This window comes from Lentzea kristufekii, assembly GCF_033949925.1.
Taxonomy (GTDB): domain Bacteria; phylum Actinomycetota; class Actinomycetes; order Mycobacteriales; family Pseudonocardiaceae; genus Lentzea; species Lentzea kristufekii.
The window spans coordinates 302285-327224 of the sequence record NZ_JAXAVV010000007.1 but is presented as its reverse complement, the minus strand read 5'-3'; the positions used below and the strand labels follow the sequence as shown (position 1 = coordinate 327224).

General features: G+C 69.7%; 8 protein-coding genes (1 of these 8 only partly in view). 6 read left to right on the top strand and 2 right to left on the bottom strand.

From position 1 onward, the window contains the following. The first annotated feature begins 120 nt into the window (after positions 1-120). The 6 genes from SK571_RS17015 (at position 121) to SK571_RS16990 (ending at position 14984) form a co-directional block, all read left to right on the top strand. Positions 121-10524, top strand: a complete 10404-nt coding sequence (locus SK571_RS17015; RefSeq protein WP_319985058.1) for a calcium-binding protein — start codon at positions 121-123, stop codon at positions 10522-10524. 74 nt (positions 10525-10598) lie between these two features. Beyond that, positions 10599-11447, top strand: a complete 849-nt coding sequence (locus SK571_RS17010; protein WP_319985057.1) for an NmrA/HSCARG family protein — start codon at positions 10599-10601, stop codon at positions 11445-11447. Positions 11448-11472: 25 nt separating this feature from the next. Next, positions 11473-11928 (top strand): SRPBCC family protein, encoded by a 456-nt coding sequence (locus tag SK571_RS17005; protein ID WP_319985056.1) that lies wholly within the window; start codon positions 11473-11475, stop codon positions 11926-11928. A 41-nt stretch (positions 11929-11969) separates the two neighbouring features. Further along, positions 11970-12599: a GntR family transcriptional regulator gene (locus SK571_RS17000; RefSeq protein WP_319985055.1), complete on the top strand. Its 630-nt coding sequence runs from the start codon at positions 11970-11972 to the stop codon at positions 12597-12599. A 200-nt stretch (positions 12600-12799) separates the two neighbouring features. Further along, complete coding sequence (locus SK571_RS16995; protein WP_319985054.1) at positions 12800-13651, top strand: hypothetical protein; 852 nt, start codon at positions 12800-12802, stop codon at positions 13649-13651. Between the two features lie 115 nt (positions 13652-13766). Next, a complete protein-coding gene (locus SK571_RS16990) occupies positions 13767-14984 on the top strand; it encodes an MFS transporter (protein WP_406601992.1) in 1218 nt (405 codons plus the stop codon). On the opposite strand, the gene SK571_RS16985 is transcribed toward SK571_RS16990, so the two are convergent. Together SK571_RS16985 and SK571_RS16980 are read right to left on the bottom strand one after the other, a co-directional pair. Then, positions 14968-15813, bottom strand: coding sequence for an XRE family transcriptional regulator (locus SK571_RS16985; protein WP_319985052.1), 846 nt, complete (start codon positions 15811-15813; stop codon positions 14968-14970). The genes SK571_RS16990 and SK571_RS16985 overlap by 17 nt on opposite strands. Before the next feature lie 10 nt (positions 15814-15823). Beyond that, positions 15824-24940 carry the final stretch of a hypothetical protein gene (locus SK571_RS16980; protein WP_319985051.1) on the bottom strand. It continues 20058 nt past the right edge of the window, so only the last 9117 of its 29175 coding nucleotides appear in the window; its start codon lies beyond the right edge, outside the window; its stop codon occupies positions 15824-15826.

Genomic DNA, 24940 nt, shown 5'->3' with positions numbered 1-24940 from the left:
CGCTCCGGAGTGAGCGACTACCCGGTGGCGGCACAGGTGTGTCCTGTGTCACTCCATATCGGATCAACTGACCTGGCAGCGAGGCATCGGGGGCCACGCCGTCGAGAAGGCGGGTCGGCCATGCGGTTTTCGCGCAGCAGGCGAGCGATCGCGGCGGTGACCAGCGGCGCACTGGCGCTGTTGGGCTTCGTGGTGGTCAGTCCACCGGCGGTGGCCCAGGCACCGGACGTGCAGAAGATCCTGGCGGGGATCAGTGCCTTCGGTGACTTCTCGAAACAGCTCGCGAGCGTCGGCAAGCTGGGGGAGGCGTTGCCGCTGCTGGGCGTGAGTCCCGGTGCGGCGCTCGGCTTCGGCGATCTCGTGGCCAAGACGGTGCACGACCCGTTGAAGGACAAGGAGAACTTCCCCGACCTCGCGGGCACCTACCAGCTCGGCGACAGCAGGCCGGGCACGCTCACCGTGCAGACGAGTGACACCAACGGCGTCAAGCGGGTCGACGCCACGCTGCACGTCACGACCGTCGCGGACAAGCAGCCGATCAGCGTCGCCGACCCGTCGGTCAGCTTCACGACGTCCGGGGCCGTGGACGTGACGTTCACGCTCGACGCCAAGTTCCACTTCGCCTACCAGGAGTCGACCGGCTCGTTCTGGCTCGTCAAGGACGGTGACTCGCCGAAGTTCAGCGTGGGCGCCAAGGGCTCGCTCGACCCGGACGCCGTGCCGTCCGCGGGCTTCGGCATCCTCGGTGTCGATCTCGACAAGGGCGCCAGCCACGTCACGGTCGAAGCGAACATCACCGCGTTCGCCGACGACCCCAACGGCGACGGCAGGCTCACGGAGATCTCCGAGCCCGGCGCCGCGGCGGGCCTGTTCCACATGGGGCTCGGCAACCCGGCCGGCAAGGTCGACGCCAGCCTCAAGTTCACCTCGCAGCAGCTCGCCGGGGCGAACGTCGGCGGCCTCACCGGCACGGTCGGCGTGCAGTGGCCGGACATCGCGAGCGGCACGCCGTCGATCACCGTGACCGGCCCGGACCTGGCCCAGCTCACCCGCTTCACCACACTCGGCCCGCGCGACCTGCTCGAGGGCCTGAGCCACCTGGTCGGCTCGATCGACGCGGTGCAGCGCGCGCAGTGGGGCTCGACGGCCGACCCGGTCGGCAACGTGAACCTGCCGTTCATGCGCGGCACGGTCGCCGACGCGGTCAAGGCGGGCAGCGCGCTCGCGAAGTTCGTCGACGACAACGTGTTCAAACCGGAGGAGGACCCGGCCAAGGCGGGGCTGCCCAAGTTCAGCTCGGTGCAGGAGCTCTTCACCAAGCTCAACACCGGACCCATCGCCGTGTCCGGCGTGAACTACCGCGACGACGTGAAGAAGCTCGAGTTCACGCTGACCATGAAGCAGGACGCGCCGAACGACGGCCAGCCGCTGGACGTGGTCGCGAGCCTCACCTCGGGCCAGGGTGACGGCGTCACCTACACCGGCACGACCCTCAAGCACGTCGGCAAGACCAAGCCGTGGACCGTCGACGCGTTCAAGGGGCGCATCGTGTCCGCCGGCACCTCGCAGGGTGTCGTGAAGAGCAACACCGCCGACGAGATCACGCTCGAAGAGGGCTGGCAGGGCGCCACCCCGGCCGGCAAGTCGCCGTACAAGGTCAACGCGCCGGACCCGATGACCGGCCAGGTCACGTTCGGCGACGTCTTCGCGAGCAAAGGGCTCAAGGGCGCCAACGCGTTGAACGCCACCGCGACCGTGAAGCCGTCCTACGAGGCCAAGGCGACGCTGGTGCTGGACCTGCGCGACCCGATCAAGGGTGACGCGTGCAAGCCGCTCGACCCGGACGCCGCGGCCACCGGCTGCCCGTTCGCGGACAAGAACCCCGACGGCACCACGACCCTGGTGTCCAGCCTGCCTCGCACGCCCGACCGGTTCCTGCTGCGCACCGGCGGTCAGCTGCTCAGGGCGAGCGCTCAGATCGACACGAACGTCGACGTGAACGGCAGCGTCGGGTACCTCAAGGTGCACATGTCCGGCGACCTGCACATGTCCACGAAGGACGGCTCGACCGACATGCTGTCGATCAGCCTGAAGAAGCTCGGTGACGCCGACGGCGACCTGCCGCTGTCGCAGATCTTCGCCAAGGTCGTCGACAACCCGGAGACGCCCGCGCAAGAACCGGAGAACCTGCTCACCGTCGCGGTCGGCGCCAAGGCCACGGCCACGGTGAAGCTCGACGTGCCGGGCATCCAGGACTTCTTCGGCGGGCCGGTGCAGGTCGGCGTCACCATGCCCGACATCACCGACCCGGCGAACATCCAGTTCACCGGCCTCGACGCGCTCGACAAGGCCAAGGCGTTCGACTTCGACCCGAACAACCCGCGGGCGATGTTCGGCCAGATCATCAAGGCGCTGCAGGTGCTCAACGGCTCGCTGCAGGCGGTCGACGGCGACGGCAAGGTCAAGACCGCCATGACCACGCCGCTGCCGGTCGTCGGCAAGTCGCTGTCCGAGCTGCTCGGCAGCGCCGACGCGGGTACCGGCAACTACGGCAACACGACGATCAACGGCGTGAACGTGGGCTTCCTCCGCGACGACACGAGGACCGGCGACAAGGCGTTCGGTCCCGACCTCAAGGGCCGGGCCGTGCTGGTCGGCACCCAGGTCGCCGTCGTCGCGGCGGCCGATCCGGCGAACAACCGCGTGCTGCTGGCCGGACCGTGGGGCCAGGTGCCCGCGAACGGCACCGCGTACGCGTTCCGCAGCCCGCTGGAGGACGCGGTCGACAGGCTCACCGCGGCACCGCCGGACTACCTGCAGGACCTGGTCACGCAGCTGAACGCCGCGCTGCCCACCGGCAGCGGCATCTCCTTCGCCTACCAGGTCGTCGACTCGAAGCCGTCGATCGTGCTCAAGGTCGACGTGAAGCGGAAGGTCGCGACCTCGCAGCCGGTCCGGTTCTCGTTCACCGACGACAAGGGCACCGCCCGGTCGCTGGTCGGCGCCGAGGGCGAGGCCACCGCGAACCTCGCGCTGACCGGGTCCACCAAGATCGGGTTCGTGCTGCCGCTGGAAGCCGGCGACGGTCCGGCGAACGCGGGCGGGCTCAAGGTCCTGCCCGACTCCACTGTGGACATCACCGCGCACGGCGGCATCACCGGTGTGGTGAAGTCCTCGGTCGGGCCGTTGTCCATCGCGCTCGGCAACCCGAAGGGCACGGAGAAGGCCGTCGCGAACGCGCACTACAACGCGCACCTCGGCTTCAGCGGGCAGAACCCGGTGTCCTTGAGCGACTTCGTCAAGGGCGTGCAGCTGACGCTCAACGGCGACAACCAGCCCGTCACCTGCCAGGGCGACCCGGCGCAGGGCACCGACCTCGCGCTGTGCGCGGTCATGCCGGTGTTCGTGAGCTCCGACAACGTCAACTGGACGAAGCTGTCGAGTCCCGGTGACTCGTTCGTCGTCCGGTTGCCGCGCCAGGTCGCGGATCTGGACCAGGCGTTCTCGTTCAGCCCCGACCTGCCCGGCGGCGTCAAGCGGTTCGAGATGCCCACCGACCTCGGGCAGAAGATCCTCGACGCGCTGCTGGACTTCTCCCAGTTCGGCGACGGCATCGAGAAGTACCTGGCGATGATCGAACGCGCGCTGCGCACGGCGGCGTTCGACGGCAAGCTGCCGCTGGTCGGCGACGACGTCCAGCAGGGAGCCGACAAGTTCGGCCAGCTGCGCGCCAAGATCCAGGAGGCGATGACCAAGCTGCCGGGCGGCGGCCGGGTGAACAACACCGGCGAGCTGACCACGTGGGTCAACGACCACCTCAAGCCCGCGGTCGGCAGTGCGGTCGCGGTCGGCTTCACCTGTGACGCCACGCTGCAGCCGGCGACGGAGGCGAAGGCCACCGCGCAGGGCACGGCCGGGGCGAAGAAGTACGTCTACGGCGTCGTCGCGAGCGCCCAGGGCAAGGACGCGCCACCGGCCCTCGCCGAGGTGACCAACGGCGCCGATCCGCTGACCAACGACAACTTCAACCGGATCACCTGGAAGAAGTCGCAGTACGCCACCGGCTACAAGGTCATCCGCAAGACCGACCCGAACGCGAACAACTGGGTCGTGATCAAGGGTGACCTGGGTGCGGACGCGGTGTCGTTCGACGACAAGAACACGCCCAACGGCGCGGCATACGTGCCGGCGACGACGAACCCGAAGCTGACGGACTGCCCGGCGGCGGCGTCGCTGGCGGACATCACCGGCGCGACGTTCACGTTCGACGTCTGCGACGGAGACGTGTTCGGCAACGACTGCGACAAGGAAACCCTTGCGCTGCAAAGCCCGCTGGACATCGGCATCCCCGGTCTGTCGCTGAAGGCGGCGCCAGGCGCGCCGGAGATGAAGGCGGCGCTGGCCTACCACCTGCACGTCAAGGCGGGCGTCGACAAGAGCAGCGGCTTCTACGTGGCGACCAAGGACGGGCCGAACCCCGAGCTCGGCGTCAAGCTGAGCTTCACGCTGCCCGACGCGATGAAGGCGCGCCTGGCGTTCCTCGACGTGAACCTGAAGCAGCACGCGGGTGGCGCGACCGACCTGTTCGACGGCATGTTCGTCGTCGACCTGCACAAGAAGGGGCAGGCGGCCTGCTACGAGAACTGCGGGCCCGCCAACGACGACCGGATCACGCTGGCCGACCTGGCCGACGTCGGCCAGGTCACCGACGTGTCGCTGAAGGCCAAGGTCGGCATCGACTGGGACTTCGACGTGAGCGCCGGTCCGCTGCCCGGCGTCAACGGCTGGTTCCACCTCAAGTGGGAGTGGAACGCGTTCGGTGGCAAGCCCGGTGACGGCACGCCGGAGATCGCGTTCAACAACGTCCAGCTCAACGCCGGGAAGTTCCTCGGCGAGGTGCTCAAACCGATCGTCGAGAAGATCGCGCTGTTCACCAAGCCGATCCAGCCGATCATCGACCAGCTCTACGCCCCGATCCCGGTGCTGTCGGACCTCTCGCGAGCAGTGGGTGGCGGTGACGTCAACCTGGTCACCATCGCCAAGGAGTTCTCGACCATCGCCGGTGGCCCGGAACTGGAGTTCGTGGACAAGGTCCTGCGCGCGATCCAGCTCATCGGCAAGATCACCCAGAACGGCGGGGCGATCGACATCGGCAGCTTCTCCGTGCTCGGCGACAAGGCGAAGACCACGACCAACTCGCCGGACAACGCCGCGTCCCTGATCGACCCGAACAAGATCAACCTCGCGCCCGGCGACCTGGCGTCGAAGATCGACGCGTCGGCCGGTGGGGCGAAGGTCGTGTCCGAGGGCGAGGAGGGCAACAAGGCGGGCTTCACGTTCCCGATCCTGAAGGAGCCCTCGAAGCTCTTCGGCCTGATCATGGGCCAGGACGTGGACCTGGTCCGGTTCGACTCGGGGCCGCTGCGCCTCGGCTTCTCCTACAGCCAGTCGTTCGGCCCGGTGTACGCGCCGCCGCCGGTGCTGGTGACGATCTCCGGCAGCGCCTCGGTCGAGGCGCGGTTCCGGGCGGGCTTCGACACGTTCGGCATCCGCAAGGCGATCGAGTCGGGCAAGGCGGCGTCCATTCTGGACTCGATCTACCTGGTCACGCAGGACGAGTCCGGGAAGCCGCTGCCGGTCGTGACGTTCCGCGGCGAGCTGGCCGCCGGCGCGGCGGTGAGCCTGGTGCTGATCGAGGTCGGCATCAAGGGCGGTGTCGCGCTGACGATCAACCTCACCTGGGCGGACCCGAACAACGACGGCAAGTTCCGGTTCTTCGAGTTCTCCAAGGTGGCGCTGAACAACCCGATGTGCCTGTTCAACATGGACGGACGCCTGAGCCTGTTCCTCAAGGTGTACATCACGCTCGGGTTCTCGATCTTCAGCGTCTCGTTCGACTTCACGCTGGCCGACATCACGTTGCTCGACTTCTCCGTGAAACCCGACTGCTCACCACCGCCACCCGTTCTCGCACACAAGAACGGCACGACCCTGGTGCTGCACATGGGTGACGGCGACATCGGCAAGCGCAACCACCCCGCGTGGACCGCGAACAACAACGAGGAGAAGTGGACGATCACCCAGCTCGTCAAGGACGGCGGCGGGTTCGACGGCTTCGCCGTGAGCGCGCTGGGCTTCCGCGAGGAGTTCCGCGACCCGAACCTCACCAAGGTGGTCGGCAACGCGAGCGGTGACAAGGGGAAGCGGATCATCGTCTTCCAGGGTGACGGCGACAAGAGCGGCGCCGCGAACGACGCCAAGGCCGCAGCCTTGCCGTTCGACAAGGACGTCGAGGTCACCGGTGGTGACGGCGACGACTCGGTCAAGACCGGCATCGGCAGGTCGGTCGTGAACGGCGGTCCCGGCAAGGACCAGATCACGACCGGCGACCTCGCGGCCGCGTTCGGCGGCAAGGGAACGGCGACGGTGACCGGTGGCGACGGCGACGACGTGATCACCGTCGGCGGCGCGGACGACACCGTCAGCGGTGGCGCGGGCAAGGACCGGATCGCGGCCGGCCTGGGCAAGAACCGGATCGACGGCGGTCCCGACGACGACAACATCGGCATCGCGTCCGACAGCCCGCTCGCGGAAGGCAAGTCCAACCCGCCGGCGCACCTCGTCGCGCAGGCCAACGTGATCATCGGCGGCACCGGCAGCGACCGGATCTCCGGTGGTTCCGGCGGCGACACGATCTACACCGGTACCGAGGTGCAGACCGGCGTCGACGAGCACGGCCCCGCGGACAAGGGCTTCAACGGCGACAACGCCAAGGACGCGATCAACGTCGTGGACACCGGCACGGGTTCGGACACCGTGTACGGCAGCCAGGGCGTGGACTTCGTGACCGGTCACTCGTTGAAGGAGCAGGTCGACGACATCCGCGGTGGCGGCAACAACGACGTGCTGACCGGCGGCTACGGCAAGGACAAGGTGTACGGCGGTCCGCACGACGACTACGTCATCGCGGAACCGTCGGACGTGGGCGACGTGACCGGCAGCGGTGTGTTCGGCCCGGTTCGCGGTGTCCAGCACCGCGTGCTGCCCGCCGGTGTCACGCCGTCGTCGAAGCTGCTCGTCGGTGGCTCCGACAACGACCACGTCATCGGTGGTGACGGTGGTGCGGAGATCTTCGGCGACAAGCACGCCAACCCGTGCACGCCGCCGAGCGACAACCCCGTGTCGATGCCGCCCGCCGAGCCGGACGACGCCGACGACGGCCGCGACCTGATCACCGGTGGTACCGGGGTCGAGATCGTCGCCGCCGGTGGTGAGGCGGACAACGTGGACGCCAGGTCCGCCAAGGACCGGCTGTGCGGTCAGCTCGGTGACGACGTGCTGGCCGGAGGCAACGACGACGACACCGTCTACGGCGGTGGTGGCAAGGACCTGGCCTACGGCGACGCGGGCGTGGACAACATCTATGGCAACAACGACGACGACACCTTGTACGGCGGTGCCCAGGACGACGTCATCGAGGGCAACAACGGCGTCGACCGCGCGTTCGGTGGTGCGGACAACGACCGCGTCATCGGCGGTACGCGCAAGGCGGGAGAGCCGGACGTCGGCGACTTCCTCTACGGCGACGCGGGCAACGACGTCGTGATCGGTGACAACGGCGTGGACGGGCCGTTCGACCTCGACGGCGCGAACGCCGGTGCGGGTGGTGCGGACTTCGTCTTCGGTGGTGACGGCGACGACCGGGCGTTCGGCGGTCTCGCGCACGACGAGGTGTTCGGTGGTCCCAAGGACGACTACCTGGAGGGCAACAATGCCGACGACGTCGTGCACGGTGACGCCGGCGAGGACCGGATCATCGGTGGCAGCTCCGAGGTGGCGGCGAACGCCGGGCGCCCGGACACCGGGGACAGCCTGTTCGGCGACTCCGGTCCCGACCTGATCGCGGGTGACAACGCGGTTCTGTCCCTCGTGGACGGAGCACAGGCCACGCCGGTCACGCTCGGACGAGGATTCGCCAAGGCGCACAAGGCCGAACTGCTCGATCTCGGCTACACGCCCGCCGCGGGCACGTCCGGCAAGGACAAGATCAGCGGTGGCGACGACCCGGACGTGATCTACGGGCAGGGCGACGAGGACACCATCACCTGTGACGGCTCGGACGACTACGCCGAGGGCGGCCCGGCCCGCGACAGGATCGACGGCAACGACGGGCAGGACGACCTCGTGGGCGGCAGCTCGACCGAGGACTCGCCTGGCGTGGGCCAGCCGGACGCGGGTGACGTCATCCACGGCAACAACGCGCAGGACGTGGTGCTCGGCGACAACGGCGTGCTGGTGCGCGGCGGAACACCGCACCGGGTCGTGCAGGAACGTGGCATGACCGCACGGGCGATCTCCCTGTACGACCTCGGCCTCACCCCGCGCGCCGGCTCGTCCGGCCCGGACGAGGTCGACGGCGACGACGCCAACGACGTGATCTTCGGCCAGGCCGGTCCCGACCGGCTGAAGGGCAACGGTTCCGACGACTACGTCGAGGGCTCGCAGGGCGTCGACTGGATCGAGGGCGACGAGGGCGACGACGACCTCGTCGGCGGTAACAGCACCTCGCTGTCCGGTGCCGGTGACACGACGGTCGGCCAGCTCGACGCGTCGGACGCGGTGTTCGGCGGACCGGGCAACGACGTCGCCATCGGCGACAACGGCGTCGTGCTGCGGCCGGCGCAGGGGGAGACCCCGACGCGGGCGACGATCCGGCTCGCTCCCTCCGGTGGAGACCCCGTGGCGCCACGGATCGTGCAGCGCTACGACCTGCAGGCCGGTCCGGCCGACCGGTTCGGCGACGACCGGATGTCCGGCGGCTCGGGCGTGGACGTCCAGTGGGGCCAGGACGGTGGGGACTTCCTCACCGGCGACGGCAACGCCGACTACCTCGAGGGAAACGGCGGCGGTGACGTGCTGCGCGGCGACCGCGGGCTCGGCTCCCCGTCCTCGGAGACCACCGTGGTCCCGTTGAACGACGCGGACTGGCCGGGCAGCTCGAGCGGGCCCGACCAGCTGGTGGGCACCGCCCCCGACGGGCAGGACGACATGATCGGCGGTAGCACGATCCAGGGCTTCCGCGACGGTGGCGACGCGTTCGAGGGCAACGGCGAGGACGACGTCCAGCTCGGTGACAACGGCTCCCTGCGGCGCACGCTGCAAGGCCAGCCGGGGTCGATGACCGAGCAGGTCTACGTCGAGCGCTACAAGTCCGGAGCAGTGCCCTCGAACGCAACGGTGTCGCGCGTAGCCGACATCGGCCCGTCGACCAGGTTCTGCACGACAGCGCAGGCGACCTGTGAACCCGGTGGAGCCTTCGGCAACGACACGATGTTCGGTGACGACGGCAACGACGGGATGTGGGGTCAGGACGGCAACGACACCATGCACGGCCAGAACGGCGATGACGACATGTACGGCGAGCTCGGCGACGACGTGATGTTCGGCGGCGACGGCGAGGACGCGATGCTCGGTGACCGCGGTGGTGTGGTCAACGAGTACATGAACGCCAACGACGTGGCTGCTCGTGGCTTCACGGTGAGCCTGAACTCGGTGCCGCAGGAGTCCTACACGGGCTTCCGCGCCGGCTCCTACGACCGGCGGGCCGACCTGCTGCACGACGTCAACGGCGACCAGTTCGTCGGCGGCCCGACCGCACCGGCCATGCCGCACAACGGCATCGCCGAGGGTGGCAACGACCGCATGCGCGGTGGTCAGGGCAACGACAACATCCACGCCGGGTTCGGCGACGACCTGGTCAACGCCGACAGCGGCGGCGACCGGACGTTCGGCGGCGACGGCGCGGACGTGCTGTGGGGCGGCAAGGGCTGCGATCCCGTGGTCAACGCCCAGACTCCGGACTGCCTCACCAACGGCGCGTTCGACGCGTCGTCCCGCGGCACGAACGACAGGTTCCTGGACCACACCTTCGGCGGCGTCGGCGGTACTTCGCCGGCATCGCAACAGGGTGCGCTCGGGTCGGACGTGCTCGACTTCAACCCGCGCGGCTCCTACCCCGGCAACTGCGCGCAGGGCCTGTGGCCGCAGACACTCGGCGACGGCGCGATCGACCCGTGCCTGTGGTTCGAGATGACCGAGAAGACCAACGACAACCCCGCCGTTCCCGCGACGCTGGCCGACAACCAGCACCACGACGGCACGGACTGGATCTACGGCGGCTGGGACCGCGACGTGCTCCAGGCCGACCGCGCGCAGAACGGCCCGAACCCCGGTGACCGCCTGATCGACTGGGCCGGCGCGTACAACCTGTACACGCACTGCCCGGCCTCCTACGGCGGCTACAACGACATCCGTCAGCGCAGCCCCGGCATGGAGGTGTTCCTGCAGAAGCTGGCGTGGGGCTCGGGTGCCGGTCAGACGGCCGGCGACGTGACCACCAGTGGCACCTCGGCGTTCCGCGAGCTGGCGCTGGTCTACCCGTCCGACAACAACCAGCACGGGATCGGCCCCGCCTATCCCACGACACCGGGCCACTTCGACTCGCCGGTGTCCTGCACGGACTGAGAACGAGCGGGGGCATCCGGAGCCGCGGACAGCGGCTCCGGATGCTTTCGCGTCGGACCGACAGGAGGTCGGCCATGAACGACGCCAGACTGGTCGTGGTCACCGGTGCGACCGGGCGCCAGGGCGGCTCGGTCGCACGGCACCTGCTCGCCGGCGGCTGGCGGGTGCGGGCGCTGACCCGTGATCCCTCGTCACCCGCGGCCGGGCGGCTCGCCTCGGCGGGTGCCGAGGTGGTGCGCGCGGACATGGCGTCCCCCGGCTCGCTGCGCACTGCCTTCGCGGGCGCGCACGGGGTGTTCAGCGTCCAGAACCCGATGACCAGCGGCCTCGACGAGGAGGTTCGGCAGGGCCGCGCGGTCGGTGACGCCGCGGCTGCGGAGGGCGTGCGGCACGTGGTGTACGCCTCGGCGGGGCCGGGCGTGCCGGGAACCGGTGTGCGTCAGTGGGAGAACAAGCTGGTGGTGCGGGACCACCTGGCGTCGCTCGGGCTGCCGCTGACCGTCTTGCGGCCGATGGCGTTCATGGAACTGATGACGGACAAGGACTTCTACCCGGCCGTGTCCATGTGGCACCTGATGCCGAAGCTGATCGGCGCGGACCGGCCGCTGTTGTGGTTCTCGGCCGACGACGTCGGTGCCGTGGCGGCCAGGGTGTTCGCGGAGCCGGACCGGTTCGCGGGTGCGGATCTCCCGCTCTGCGCGGACGTGCAGAGCGTCGACGAGTGCCGTGCGCTCTGGCGGGAGGTCCGTGGCCGTCCGCCGCGGGGTTTCCCGATGCCGATCTGGCTGTTCCACAGGTTCGTCGGCGACGACCTGACGAGGATGTGGCGATGGCTGCGCACGCATCCCGTCGCGTACGACCTCGACGCCACGAGGGCGATCGTGCCGTCCGCGCGCACCGTCCGCGAGTGGCTGGTGCACTGAACCTACTCGTAGTAAGTTCGGCGGCATGACGCCGGACGCTTCCGCGCACATCGACGTTGCCGCTTCGCCGCAGCGGGTGTTCGCCCTGGTCAGTGACCTGCGCGGGCTCAGCGGATGCGCCGAGGAGTACTCGGGCGGCAAGTGGCTGAACGCCGCGGGGCCACGGGTCGGTGCGCGGTTTCGCGGCATCAACAGGCGCGGCTGGCGGAAGTGGCCGACGACCTCCACGGTGACCGACTGCTCCGCGACCCGGTTCGCGTTCGAGGTGAAGTCGCTCGGCATGGCGGTGTCGCGCTGGCAGTACGACATCGAGGAGACCGCGGACGGGTGCCGGGTCACCGAGTCGACGTGGGACCGCCGGCCCGGCTGGTACGTGCCGCTCACGATGCTGGCGACCGGGGTGAAGGACCGCGCTGTGACGAACCAGCGCAACATCGAGGCGACGCTGGAGCGGTTGAAGCGCGCTGTCGAGTCTGTCTGACAACCAGACAGACTCACTCACTTTCAATACCGGCCAGGCGCGTGCTCGCGGATGACGTCTACGAGCAGATCCGCGCCCTGATCATGAGCGACGGCATGAAGCCGGGCGCGCGCGTGAACATCGACGAACTCGCGCGCCGGCTCGACGTGTCCCCGACGCCGGTCCGCGAAGCCCTGGCACGCCTCGAATCCGAAGAACTGGTCAGCAGGCTCCCGTTGCGCGGCTACAGCGTGACGGACCTGCTGAACCGCAAACAGGTGGACGACCTGTACGCCCTCCGCCTGCTGCTGGAACCCCCGTCGGCGGCCCTGGCGGCAGCCCGCATGACACCGGAGTTCGCCGAACTCGTCGAGGAGGAGCTGGCCACGTGTCCGGCGGCTCCCGCGGATGACGCCTATGACGACTACAAGAACCTCACCGCGCACGACCAGCGCCTGCACGAGCTGATTCTGCGCATTGCGGGCAATGACGCGGTTTTGCAGTCCTTTTCGAAGACCCATTGCCATCTGCACCTGTTCCAGCTGAATTTTCAACAACCGTTCGGGGTGCAGACCATCACCGAACACCGCGCGATCGTGGACGCGCTGGTCGCCAGGGACGAGGCAGGGGCGAGCGCGGCGATGACGGCACACCTGGAGATCGCCCGGACCAGGCTGCTGGACCGGATGTAGGCGGAACCACCGCGCCCGGTGGTATTACCCCCGAATCCGTTCACTCACACCGTGAATGCGGCCTGACCAGCAAGATCACCACAGCCGCGAAAACCTTAAAGGCATTTAAAACCAACAAGGTTCGGTCCGTTTTGAACCCCGTCCGTGACCTCCCCGTAGTCATCGGTACAACACCGTTCGACCCCCCGAGGAGACACAGAATGGGCGCTCGACACCGCAAGCCCGCCATGATCGGCGCGGGCGCCGTGCTGGCGATCGCGGCTGTCGCCGGTGGCATCTTCGCCTTCAGCGGCACCAACTCGAACGCGGCTGAGGACTGCGGCGGGCTGGACACCGCCCTGCAGAACAACCTGAACTTCATCGCCGGTCAGCAGGCGAACCCCGACGCGCAGTCGGACGCTCGCATCCAGAACCGCCAGCAGGTCGTGAACCTCATCAACCAGCGGCGTGCGGCGGCAGGCTGTGGCAACGACGTCCAGGCCAAGCCCGAGGCCGGGCAGGCCGCCACGTCCGGTGAGGACTGCGGCGGGCTGGACAAGGCGTTGCAGAACAACCTGAGCTTCATCGCGGGCCAGAAGGCCACCCCGGACTCGCAGTCCGAGGCGCGCATCGCGAACCGGCAGGCCGTGGTCGACCTCATCCAGCAGCGACGCAAGGCGGCGGGCTGCAAGGGTGACGGTGGCGCGGCCGACGCCGGCCAGGGCAACGCGAACCAGGGCAACAACAACGCGGGCAACCAGCCCGCGCCCACGGCCCAGCCCACCGAGCAGCCCGACGCGAACCAGGGCGACAACGGCGCCACCGGCCAGCAGGTCTGCAACGGCTCGACCGTCACGCTGTCCGGTGAGGGTGGCGCCCCTGCCGCCTCCAGCGGCACGTTCCCGATCGGCACCACGCTCAAGGTGACGAACCTGGACAACAACAAGTCCACCACCGTCAAGGTGGCGTCGGCGTCCGGCAGCTGCGCGCTGCTGAACAACGCGGCCTTCGAACAGGTCCGCGAACCGGGCAAGTTCCTCATCCGCAACGCGCGGATCGAGAAGATCGGCTGATCTGTCCACATCAGACGGCAAGGCGGGCGGCTGTTCCCTTCAAGGCGCGGGGGAACAGCCGCCCGTTGCGCGGTCACCGGGAATAGTGTGGTCAGAATCCGCCAGTGGTGAAACCTTGGGCGTCGTGACGGAGAAAGCAACAGCGCCATCTGTCCTGCGGAACGTGCCCTTCCTGCGGCTGTGGACCGGGACGACGGTGTCGGGTCTCGCGATGTGGGCCCTGCCGTTCGTGCTCGGCCTGGCCGTTCTCGAACGTTCGATCACCGCCGTCGAGCTCGGCGTCGTCCTCGCCACCAGAACCGTCGGTTTCCTGGTGGCGGTACCCGTGGCCGGTGTGCTCGCCGATCGTCATTCACGACGCAACGTCGTCTTCTGGTCGTGCCTCACCGGCGCGGTCATGACACCCGTGATCGCGCTCGGCATGGGCAGGTCGTTGGTGCTCATGGCCGCCGCGGCCGCGATCGTCGGTGCCGGTCAGGGCGGCTGCCGGCCCGCGTTCCAGGCGATGGTGGCCGAGGTGGTGCCCGAGTCGCAACGGCAGCAGGCCAATGCGGCGACGACCGTCGCCATCAGGGTGACCACGCTGGCCGCCCCGAGCCTCACCGCTCTCGCCGCGCTCCTGGTCGACGCCAGGGCACTGCTGATCATCACCGCCGCGCTCTGGCTGGTCGCCGCGTTCGTGCCGCCCAAGGGCACCAGGGCACCGGATCGCACCACCGCCCGGGCCAGCTTCGCGGCGGACTTCCTCGAAGGCCTGAACGAGGCGCGCCGGCACCCGTGGCTGCTCTCCGGACTCGGCGCGCTGACCGCGATGGTCGCCTTCGGCTACTCGGCCACGGCCGTCCTGCTGCCGGTGGTGAGCCGCGACCGCTACGACACGGAAGCGGTGCTGGTGGCCGCCACGACCGCGTACACGCTCGGCGCGCTGGCGGGAGCCGCGCTGATGGGCCGCTGGCGCCCGAAGACGCCGGGATGGGCCGCACTGGCCGGACTGGCCTGCTACGGCCTGGTCCCGCTGGCCCTGCTGCTGCCGGTGCACTGGTCCGTGCTGATCGCCGTGTACGTCTTGGGAGGTGTCGGGGTCGAGCTGTTCAACATCCCGTGGTTCACCGCGGTCCAGCGAGAGGTCGAGCCGGGCAAGCTCGCCCGCGTCTCCTCGCTCGACTTCCTGCTCTCCTTCGGCCTGGCGCCGGTAGGCCTGGCCTTCATCGCACCGGCCATCGACCACTTCGGGGCCGGCGTCGTGCTGGGCGCCTGCGCGGTGATCTGCTTCGCCGCCCCCGCGGCCGCCGCACTGGTCCCGAGCTCCAGGGGGTTCACCAGGTCCAGCTGAAGCCGCGCACCCCGGGCCGCACGTCCAGCGCCACGTCCAGCAACGTGTGGCCGGGCGCCACCGCGGACCCGTCCGCGAGCTGGACCACGGAACGGGGAGCGGTGCCCTCGAACGTCACCTCCAGCACGTACTCCCGCGTCGGCAGGCGGAACTTGCGCTCGTAGTTCGTCGCGAGTGGACACGGGTCCTGGTTCACCAGCTCGTGCTCGATCACGACGCTCTCGCCCTTGCGCAGCGGCCGTTCGAACAGCAGCTCCGCGACCAGCAGCCCCTCGGCCGGCTCGCGGACCACCTGGCCGACCGTGCAGTTCTTCAGGGCGCTGACCAGCGGCAACGGCCGGTCGTGGTCGTCGACGTGCATGATCACGACCCACCGGTCAGGCCCGGTCATCGACGCCGACAACACCTGCCGCGACCGGAAGACCCGCTCGGTGCGGTCCGCCCCGATCGTCACGAAGTCCTGCTGGCTCACGCGCAGGAGCTGGTCGTCCCACTGCGTGTCGAGGCCGTTCAACGCGCGCTCGACGGGCGTCTGCGGGGACCAGAACGCGGACATCGGTGCCGGGGCGTTGCGCAGCCAGCGACCCCGTGGGCGCGGTGGCCCCAGGAGTTCCGAGAGATGGCCGGGCGGGAGCTGCAGGATGTGTTCCAAGTGGACGACGGCCTGCAGCGACTTCTGCCGCTCGGGACGGCTGCGGCCCGTCTGCCAGTAGCTCAGCGTGGCCATCGAGACGGACACGCCGTTCTGGGAGAGGTGCTCGCGCAGGCGCTCGAGACCGAGACCGCGATTCGTGATCGCCGTCCGGAGCGCCTGCGCGAACTCGTCCACGCTGGTCACGCTAATGCATCTGCACGTCCGGCTGCAGCCCTCCTGACGGCTGGTACTGCCGGTAGGTGACCTGCCGTCCGTCCATCACCAGCTCGACCTCGACCGTGTCGGGGAACGGCGGGCCCATCGGGCGCAGCAGCACCGGCTCGTGGCCTTCCTGGTGGATCCGGACGTTGACGCTCTGCTGCGTCGCGATCAGGTGTCCCAGCAGGTCGCGGGCGTTGGTCCAGCCGCTGTTCTCGGCGGCGTCGGCGTGCATGTGCCAGTTCTGGTTCTCCACCAGCGCCCCGTACAGGTGGCCCTGGTGCATCGGCCTGCCGACGGAGTAGTCCGCCACGGCCTTGGTCACGGCGTGGTGGGTGGCCGCCAGGCCGACGACCTGCCGGCGCAGCGCCACCGGATCGACCCCGCGGGCCTGGCCGACGACCGCGTACAGGCCGTTGGCGGTGACCGGCGGCGTGGGCTGGCGGACCAGCAGGTCCTCGTTCAGGAACCGCAGCTGTCGCCGCGCGGTGCTCACGTGGTCGGACGCCACCAGCCCGTGGGCCGCGACGACCTTCTGGTCCTTCTGGATGCCCGCCTGCAGCTGCTCGAACGGCGCGGGCATCGGCGCGGACACCGCCGGGTTCATCCGGTTCTTCTGCGGCGCGCCGAGCTGCGTCTCCATCTTGCGCGGCGGGTTCCACGTGTTCGCGGTCTGCCCGTTGGCCGGCGGCAGGAACGGCTCCACGACCGCGTGCGCACCGGTGGCGAGGCGTTCGCGCTCGTCGGCGAACTTCGTGCCCGCCTTGGAGGACTTGCCGTCGAGGAACCGCTCCGACACGTTCGGCAGCGCGGTGTGCGACTGCGGCAGCTTGCCGTCCTTGATCAGCCCGTAGGCGATCCTGGACAGGTCGGTGCCGGTGTCACCCGCCACGAAGTCGGTCGTGAACGCCTGACCACGCACCGGGTGCCGGTTGTTCTGCACGTCCACCTTGGCGCGTTCGGTGGCGGCGTCCATGTCCGCGGCGTCGGCCGGGGTGTGCAGCTTGGCGAGCTCCGCTGCGTAGAACCGGTTGAGCGACTGGCCGAGCTGCCCGAACTCCGCCTGGCCCTCGCCGAACCGCACCTTCGGCTCCGCCAGCGGCACGAGGCCGTCGACGAACAGGTTCGGCTCCGGCGTGTAGGGCAGCAACGGGTGGATGCCCTGCTGGTTGCGGCGCGCGTGCATGTCCGCGTCGATCACCTGCACGAACCGCTCGTGGAAGTCCGGCTCGGCGAGCTTCGCCCGCAGGACCTCCTTCTGCGCGTCCGTGGTCTTCGAGTCGCCGTCGATGCGCGCGAGGACGTCGGCGTGCAGCTGTTCCGGCGTGACGGCGACCCGGTAGCCACCGCCGATCATCAGCGGCCGGGACGGGTCACCGGCGTCGTCACCGACCGTGCCGTCGACGAGCTGCGTGACGTGGTCGAAGACGTGCCTGCCCTCGCGGGTAGTGCGGTCGCCCGCGTCGAAGTCCATGACCGCGACGTACGGGTGCGTTCCGGTGGCCGCCAGTGCGGTCACCGCGAACACGTGCGCGTCGCTGTCCAGCGTCGCGTTGCGGGTCTCGCCGAACTTGAAGCCCTTGGGCCCGTGCGGAACGCTCACCAGCGCGACCGGTTCCGCGCGGCCGTTCACCGACGGGGTCGCGGCGGCGATCCCGGCGTCGATCTCCGCCTGCGTCGCGCCGTTCACACCGAGCACGAACGCCACGCGGCCGTCCATGTCCTGCGCGCCGGCCATGACGCCGTTGATCACGTCGTCGAGCTGGCCGAGCTCACTCGCCCGCACGATCATGCTGACCACGAACGACGGCTTCTCGTTGGCGTCGATGCTCTCCTGCGTCCGCTGCAGGTAGTTCTCCGCGGTGATCTGCGTGAGCGGGTGTCCCTGGGCGAGGTTCTCGTACGCCGCGTTGTGCACGCCGTTCTCGTTGAACGGCGTGGCCTCCGGCTCGGTCATCTGGACCTCGTTGTCCTCGATGGACAGTTCGGCGAGGTCCTCACGGGTGCGCTTGACGGCGTCCCCGGCAGGGTCGGCCTCCAGGTGTTCGTTGCCGCGCTTCGGCATGTTCGGCGGAGGCAGCTCGGAGCGTTCGTCAGCGGCGGGCTGCGGCGGGTTGTGCGTCTGCAGCGCGGCCATCCGGTCGGAGACCAGCTGGAGGTGGCGCGGCTTGAGCCTGGCGTCCGCCGCGTCGATGCCCTGGGTCATGGGGGAGTTGTCGTTGACGACGCGTCCCCTGCCGTCCTGGTGCTGGAAGATCGGCTTCACGTCGCCGGTCTCCAGGTACTCGTCCCGGAGGCCGAGGAAGTGCCCGACCTCGTGCGCCAGGCGCCGCGAGTCGGTGTCCGCCGGCCAGGTGAGCTGGTTGGCGCGCCCGCCGGGCTCGTTCGTGACGTTGACCGTGGCGTGTGCGTCGGCGGGGTCGTCGGTGAACTCGACCGTGACGTGGAACTGTTCGCCGCTGGGCAGCTTGTAGCCCTGGTTGAACAGCTCCTCGACGCCCGCGCGGGTGCGGTCCTGAACGTCGGCGGTGCCGTTGTCCAGGTGCAGCCGGACGGTGAAGTCGCGGACCGGCACGCCGTCGACGTCCAGCACGCGGTTGTCGTACGCGATCGGGCCGCGCCAGGCCTTCATGGCGATGCCGTGCGGGCCGACCTTGGTGGAGTCGAGGACACCACCGTCCTCGCCGCGCACCCAGCTGGTGGCCGGGGTCGTGGCGCGGACGTCCGCGATCGCCTGCGAGGACACCGGGTTCCGCGGGTCGAACCACGCCGCGCTGGTGTCCGTGCTGTGCAGCGGGCTCGGGTCGGCCGGCGGCGCGTGGGACACGGGCGCGTCCACCGGGGGAGCGGACGGCGCTGAGTCGTCGTCGACCATGCCGTCGCCCTGCAGGTGTTCCTTGAGCTCGGTGATCAGCTCCGGCGTCACCTCGACGCCCAGTGCCGCACCGAGTTCCGCGCTGTTGCCGGTGACGGCCTGGGTGAACTGCTCCGGGCTGACGAGGCCCTCCGGCACGAGCATCGACTTGGCCAGCACCTGGTGCACCCAGAGCGCCTGGCTGTAGGAGTCGGGGCCGTAGACCGGGATCTCACCGATCGAGTCGGACAGCGGCGGCGCGCCCATCACGTCGATGAGCGCGGTCTCCTGGGCGAAGTTGAACGCCCGGTTGTAGCCCTTCTCGTGGTTGAAGATCTCGGAGGCGATCTTGGCGGGGTCCGCCGCGAACGTCGGGCTGCCCTCGAGGGTGTTCCACAGCTGGTGCGACCAGTCGTCGAACTTCCCGGGGCCGTGCTCGCCGGCGAACGCCTCGATCTGCTCGCTCTCGATGACCGGCCGCTTGAACTCCTCGTTGAACGCCTTGGTGACGGCCTCCAGGCCGTGCTGGTCGATCAACGCCGCGACCTCGCCGGAACGGGAGTGCAGGACCACCGAGGCACGCAGCAGGTCCAGGCCCGCCTTGTGGTCCAGGTACTTCTGCGGGTTCCCCTTGAGCTCCGCCTCCACCTGCTTCATCAGCGGGCCGGCGTTCTCCATGGCGTCGTCGGTCAGCGCCACCAGCTGCTTCTCGGCCTCGGGACGCGGTGCGGGAGCCGACGGCGGCGCGGGCTCGGTGGCCGGTGCCGGGTCGTCGTCGACCATGCCGTCGCCCTGCAGGTGCTGCTTCAGCTCGGTGATCAGCTCCGGGGTCACCTCGACGCCCAGTGCCGCACCGAGTTCCGCGCTGTTGTCCGTGACGGCCTGCGTGAACGCCTCCGGGCTCACGATCGCGTCGGACGGGATGATCTTCGCGTCGCCCAGCACCTTCTGCACCCAGAGCGCCTGGCTGTAGGAGTCGGGGCCGTAGAGCGGGGTGGTCGCGATGGAGTCCGTCAGCGGCGGCGCGCCGACCAGGTCCGCGAACGCCGTGTCCTGCGCGAAGTTCGTGCCGCGGTTGTAACCCTTGTCGTGGTTGAAGACCTCGGCGGCGACCTTGTCCGGGTTCGCGGCGTAGGACGGCGTGTTGCCGATCGTGTCCCACATCCGGTGCGCCCAGCCGTCGAACGCGGTCCGGCTCTCCGGCGTGCTGAGATCACCGAACTGGGCCTGCTGCGCCGTCTCGATGATCGGGCGGCCGAACTCCTTGTTGAACGCCCGCGCGACCTGCTCGACGCCGTGCCGCTGGATCATCGCGGCGACGTCGGCGGTCCTGGTGTCGAGCACGACCGACGCCCTCAGCAGGTCGAGACCCGCCTGGGACTGCACGTACTTGCCGGGGTCGGAGTTCAGCGCCGTCTCCACCTGCCTGGCGAGCGGCGAGGCGTTCGTCATCGCGTCCGTCGTCAACGCCTTGAGGTGGCTCGCCACCACGACGTCCGGCACGCTCCTCGGAGCCTGCGTGTCGGCGTCGGCGTCGGCGGTGCCGGTCTGGGTGGAGGGCGCGTTCGGCGGTTGCGGTGCCGGACGGGTCTGCACCTCACTGCTCGACGAGGCCTCGCTCGACGAGGACGCCTCGGCGGGGGGCGCGGACCTGGACGCCGGGGGAGCCGGAGGGGCAGGCGGAGCGGACGACGTCGTGGTCGTCGACGGCGGGGTGTTGAAGTCGGCGATCAACTGATCGACCACCGCCTTCTTCTCCCACCACTCCTGCTGCCTCAGGTCGGCTGCCCTGCGCGCGTCGTTCAGCTTCGTCTCGGCGGCCCTCACGAGGGCCTCCTGCGCCGCGCGGTCGGCGGCGATCCGGTCGGCGGCCTGGTCGTGCGCGGCCTTGGCGGCGAGACGGTCGGCGTGGGCCTGCGCCACGACTTGCTCCTGCGCGACGACGTCCGCACGCCGGGCGGTCGCTTCCGCCCGGAGACCGCCGATCGCGGCGTTGGCGGCGTCCAGCTCGCGCTGGGCCTCCTGCATCGCGGTCTGCGTGGCGGTGAACGTGGTCTCCGCCGTCTCCAGCGCGGTCTCGGCGTCCGCGTGCGCCTGGCGCGCGGTGTCGACCTGGCTCTGCAGTGCCGCGTTGTCCGGCGTCGCGGCGAGCCGCTCTTCCAGCCCTCGCAGCGTCTTCGCCTTGGCCTCGACGTCCGACTTCGCGTCGTCCAGTTCGAACTGCGCGGTCATCGCGAGCGCCCCGAGGCCACCGACCTTGGGGGACAGCTCGTTGATGGCGTCGAGTGTGCGCGCGGCCTCCTGGCGGGCGGTCTCCGCCTTGGCCTCCAGGTCCGCAAGGGTCGCCTGCTCGGCGAGGTGCGCCTCGATCGCGTTGTTGTAGTCGATCTGGGCCGGGGTGAAGGCGAAGTCGTTCCTGGCCGACACCGCGGCCGAGGTGTTGATCACCTGCTGCGCCTCGTGCCGCCGGGCGTCGACCTCGATCTCGGCGGTGCGCCAGGCGTCCGCGGCGGACTTGACCCCGGTCTGGGCGGCCGCCAGTTCGGGGCTGAGGTCCTTGCCCAGCACGGTCTGCGCGTCCGAGACGGGCATGCGGACCGCGGCTGAGTTCGGCACGGACAGGTCGACGACGGCGGTCCTGCCGCCGATCGTGGCGACCACGCGGTACTCGACACCGAACTGCACCAGGCCGGTCGTGGCCTTCGGCTTGAGGTTGTTGACCTTGTTGTCGGTCTGGCCGCCGGAGTTCGCCGTGGAGTCCTCGGCGGAGTGCCGCAGCTCGACGCCGCTCACCGCGACCGTGACGTTGTCACGGGGGTCGGTGTTCTGCTTGATGCCCGCGCCACCGGTCGCGAGACCGACGGACACGTCACCGGTCTCGGTGACCTTCGAGTCCGTGCTGGTCGAGGTGACCTGCGACTTCGGGTTCTCCAGCGCCACACCGTCGCTGAGCGAGCCCAGCGCCGGGTCGACCAGCTTGGCGTAGACCTTGACGTCCGCGTCCTGCCCGAACGTCAGCGCGGCCTCGTGCAGGCCCGGCACGCTCAGCGGGCCGGACAGCATCGACGGCAGGTGCGGCTGCAGGTTCTCCGGGCTCAGCGTGGACAGCAGGCTGTTGAGCGAGCCCGTGCCCTTGCCGGTCAGGCCCTTGCCCGCGCCCGCTTCCTTGAGCGCGTCGATCGCGGCCGTGCGCAGGTCCTGAGCACCACGCAGGTTCTCCACCGACGCGCTCGCCGGGAGCGCGGGGGTGCTGCCCTGGCGCCAGTCCGCGACGGCCTGCGGGGTGCCCTGGTCGGCGCCGCGCGAGTGCTGGTCCTTGGTGTACGGCTGCGGAGCTGGCCCGCTGACCTTCTGGTTGTCCGCGTGCAGGCGGACGGTCATCTCCTGCGGGCCGCTCTTGGCCTTCGCGATCTCCTTGTCGCCCTTTTCGACGACGAGCTCGAACTCGACCGGCACGGTGTAGCGCGCCGCCGGTCCGCTGCCCGCGCGGAAGCTCGCGAACTGGTCGGTCGTCGAGGTGCTGACCGAGCTGCTCGTCGACTGGCCGATGTTCGCCGCGGCCGCCACGCCGGCGGTGCCGGAGACGTTCGGGTTCGCGCTGCCGGGCGCGGCGAGCCCCGGTGCCTTCAGCCCGAGAGCCCAGCCGGTGGCGCGGCCCTGGCCGTCGGTCACCTTGTGCGAACCGGCGATCGTCGATTCCATCTCGACGCCGTCGTTGACGACGTTCTGGAACTGCGGCGTGTTCGCCTTGGCCCGCAACGTGACCTGGTAGGAGTCCTTGCCGAACGCGCCGGGCTGGTGCACCAGCAGCGGCACACCGCCGTCCAGCGCGCTGTCGATCATCGCCTTGACGCTGGCCGGCGAGCTGAAGTCGACCAGGCGCTGCAGGTTGCTCATCGAGTCGTCGAGCACCGAATCGGGCAGCAGCGAACCGCCGAAGCGTTTCGCCGTCTTCGTGTTGACGTCCGCCGACAGCTTGGCGACCACGTTCGACAGGTCCGGCACGCTCTCCACAGTGGACAGACCGAGCGCGCTCGGCTCGTCCTTCGCCACCGTCGCGGGCGGCGCCATCTGCGGGAAGTCCGGCTTGTCCACGTTCGGCTGCACGTCGGGCAGCAGGCCCATGTCCCGCGCGACGTCCTCGGTCACCCGCACGAACACGGAGTTCGGCAGGCTCACGGTGGCACCCTCGGACTTGGGCGTGCTGCCGTGGAGGAAGTTCGCCGCCCGGCTCTCGCCGACCACGGTGACGTCGGCGTCGAGCTGCACCAGCACGGTGCGGCCGCCCGCAGGCGTCACGTGGTTGCGGTCGTGGCTGCCGCCGACCTCCTTGCCCGACGACTTCGAGTCGGACCACGGCGTGATCTTGCCGGCCACCGCGACGCCACCGGCACCGCTGGCGGGCGTGGGCTCGCCGGCGGGCGGAGCGGGGTCGTTCGGCTTGATCGGCACGTTGATGCCGCCGGTGATGTCGACCGCCCTGCCGGTGGACGACGACTGGGCCGCCTTGTAACCACCCGTGCTGGCGTTCTCGGTACCGGTGTTGTCCGAGATGGACACGATCTTCGGGTTGCTCAACCCGAACTTCACGCCGATCGCGCCGGTGCGGTCGGTGACGCGGCGGTCGTACTTGAGGCCCTGCTCCTGGATGCCGGTCTCGGTCAGCGTGCGCAGGTTCGCCTTGATGTTCTCCGGGGAGAACATCTTGTCGATCTGGGCGCGTGACGCGGTGCCCGGCACGGTGAGCGCCGAGTCGCCGCCCGCCGCGCGGTTGAGCGCGTCGATCGCCTGGTCCCGCAGCGCCGTCGTGTTCGCCACGGCCTCCACGTGCAGGAAGTCCGGCGCCTTCTCCCCGGTCCTGGTGCTGAGGAGCTTCTTGACCGACGGCGCGTCCTTCAGCGTCCGCAGCTCCGGCGTCCCGGGCTCGAAACCCTTGCCGGGGTCGGTGTCCAAAGTGGAGCTGTCGGACACCCAGAGGTTGACCTCGCCCTTGATGGGCTCGAGCTTGCCGTCACCGGTCTTCGCGACCGTGGTCTGCTCCGGCGCGTGGAAGCCGGGAGCACCGGGGACGATCCGCCGCACCCAGGCCCGCGGCCGGGTGAACGTGGTGATCTCGACCTCGAACTCCACGTCACCGCGGAACACCTGGGCGTTCGGGCTGCCGACGCTGAGCGAGGTGCTGTTGACCGTGGGACCGGCGGTGGTCTTGTCGGTCCACGAGTGGTTGTACTTGACGCCCACCTGCGGCGTCGGCGTCAGCTTGGCGACGCTGGTCTGGCCGGGGATCGAGACCTTGCCCTCGACGCCGCCGCTCCAGCCCTTGGTGGTGCTGGAGGAGCTGTCGAGCTTCGGGCCGGTCGACGACGCGTCACGGACGTTGCGCGCGTCGGCCTGACCGAGGTGCTTCGGGTCGGAGACCTTGGCCTTGACCGTGATGTTGACGTAGGTGTTGGTGGACTTGCTGCTGTTCTTCAGCTGCACCTGGACGCCGGGACCCATGAGGCTGTCCATGTTGGTCCGCAACGCGGCGGGGGACAGCTGCGAGGTGAGCCTGCGCTGGTTCGCGAGCTGCTCGGCGACGTCGGCGAAGTTCTTGCCCTTGCTGCTGCGCGGGTTCGCGGTGGTGTCGTTCCAGTTCGGCAGGAACTTCGCGAGACCGGGGATGTCCCGCAGCGCGTCCTCGACCTGCGTCTGGACCTCGGAGGCGACCTCGAACTCGCCGACCTTGGCGTTGCCCGCGGCGATCGCGTCGCCCATGTAGGGCGGCGGGAACTTCGTGCCCTTGTTCGACTCGTCGACGATCTTGGCGCGCGTGCCGTCCGGCGTCGGCAGGCCCATCTGGCCCGCCTCGGGCAGGCCGACGCGCAGGTACGTCGTGACCGGGACCTTGACGGTCTTGCCGCTCGGCGTGCGGACCTCGACCTCGGCGGTCACCTTGTACAGGCCCGTGTCGCCCTTGAGCTGGATGCCGCTCTTGTGCGCGGTGTTGATGCCCGCGTTGACGTTCTCCGCGGTGCGCGCGGAGTAGCCGGCCGTGACGCCGGCCTGGCCGCCCACCACGTTCGGCAGACCGGCGTTGAAGCCGACCCCGGCGGTGACGTCGCCACCGGACTTGGTCGTCGAGGACACGCCACTGCTGTGCGCGGAGGTCTCGTGCAGGCGGAGCTGGCCGGTGTCGAGCGTGCCGACGAGCTGCGCGGTCTGCAGCGTCGCCTTCATCTGCACCGCGGCGCCCTTGCTGGCGTGCGG